Annotated in this window: 1 protein-coding gene; it reads left to right on the top strand. The window is 71.7% G+C overall.

What is annotated here, in order from left to right:
- The first annotated feature begins 194 nt into the window (after positions 1–194).
- Positions 195–1649: a DUF2079 domain-containing protein gene (locus tag ACZ4XX_RS38105; protein ID WP_468512397.1), complete on the top strand. Its 1455-nt coding sequence runs from the start codon at positions 195–197 to the stop codon at positions 1647–1649.
- Positions 1650–1740 lie beyond the last annotated feature (91 nt).

The following is a 1740-nucleotide window of genomic DNA, read 5'->3' on the forward strand; positions in this document are numbered from 1 at the left end:
CTTCCCGTGTGGGCGTCTATTCCGTCTTTCTCTCCCCCCCCCCCCCCCCCCGTCCCCCCCCCCCCCCCCCCCCCCCCCCCCCCCCCCCCCCCGCCCCCCTTCGTGCCCGGGACCGCTCGGTGATCGATCCGCCGATCGAGTGGACTCTGGTCTAATGGGTTGCTCTTTTGTCGACCACTGGTAGTGGGGGCGTGGTGTTGGACGTACAGAACAGGTCCGCCGAGGAGGCCGACACCGGCACTCCGGGCGCCACCGGCACCGAGTCGCCGGACGGTCTCGCGCCGGCCCCGCTCCTCCCGTACCTGATCCTCGCGGGCGTCCTGTGCGGCCTGTACTTCCTGTACTCCTGGGTGCAGTACGCGTACTTCCGCACCCCGTCCTGGGACCTCGGGATCTTCGGGCAGTCGGTCAGGGCGTACGCCGAGTTCCGGGCCCCGATCGTCGACATCAAGGGCCCCGGCTTCCACATACTCGGCGACCACTTCAGCCCCGTCACGGCGCTCCTCGCGCCGCTCTACTGGGTCTGGTCCTCGCCGGTCTCGCTGCTCTTCGCCCAGGCCGCGCTCTTCGCCTCCGGCGCCGTCGTCGTCGGCCGCACCACCCAGCAGATCCTCGGCAGCCGGGCCGCCGGCATCGGGCTGGCGCTCGCGTACGGGCTCTCCTGGGGACTCCAGGAAGCCGTCAAGTCCGACTTCCACGAGATCGCCTTCGCCGTCCCGATGCTCGCCCTGACCTGCCGGGCCCTGCTCATCGGGCGCTGGACCGCGGCCGCCGCCTGGGCCGCCCCGCTCGTCCTCGTCAAGGAGGACATGGGGCTGACCGTCTCGATGGTCGGCGTCGTCCTCTTCCTGAAGGGGCAGAAGCGGCTCGGCGCGGCCCTGGCGGGCTTCGGCGCGGCGGCGTTCGCGCTGACCGTCCTCGTCCTGATCCCGGCGGCGAGCCGGGTCGGCGAGTACGACTACTGGTCGAAGATCGAGAAGACCGGGCAGGGCACCGAGACCTCCTTCGCGCAGGTCATCGGCGACGCGCTGTCCTCGGGCGAGCGCTGGGAGATGGTGGTCTTCCTGCTCGCGATCACCGGCTTCCTCGCCCTGCGCTCCCCGCTGATCCTGCTCGTGCTGCCCACGCTCGGCTGGCGTTTCCTCTCCCAGGACCCGAACCACTGGGGCATGCACTGGCACTACAGCGCCATCCTCATGCCGGTGGTCTTCCTGGCCCTGGTGGACGGCGTCCGCTCCGTGCGCACCTCCCCGCAGGCGTGGCTCGCCTCGTACGGGAAGGTCGTCGTCCCGGTGGCGACGGCGGTCGCGCTGGTGCTCGCCGCGAACCTGCCGCTGCGGGAGCTGACGAAACCGGAGACGTACCGGACGGACGTCCGGGCCGAGCAGGCGCGGGCGGCGGTCGACGCGGTGCCCGAGGGCGCGAGCGTGGAGGCGGACGTCTCGCTCCTCGCCCACCTCACGGCGGACCACCGGGTCTACTGGGTCGGCACGTCGAAGGGCGCCACCCCGGACTATCTCGCGCTCGATCTGCGCGGCTGGTCGCAGCAGGTCTCGGACCCCGAGCAGCTGGCTTCGCAACTGCATCCGGAGGCGCGGTACGAGATCACCCACCGCTCGGACGGCTTCGCGGTCCTCAAGCGGGTCTGACGCCGTGCACGTGGAGGGGGGGGGGGGGGGGGGGGGGGGAGGGCCCCCCCCCCCGGTGATTCGTCGCTCCTTCTTTTTTTGTTTTCCCCCG

This window comes from Streptomyces sp. NPDC029956 (genome assembly GCF_055574655.1).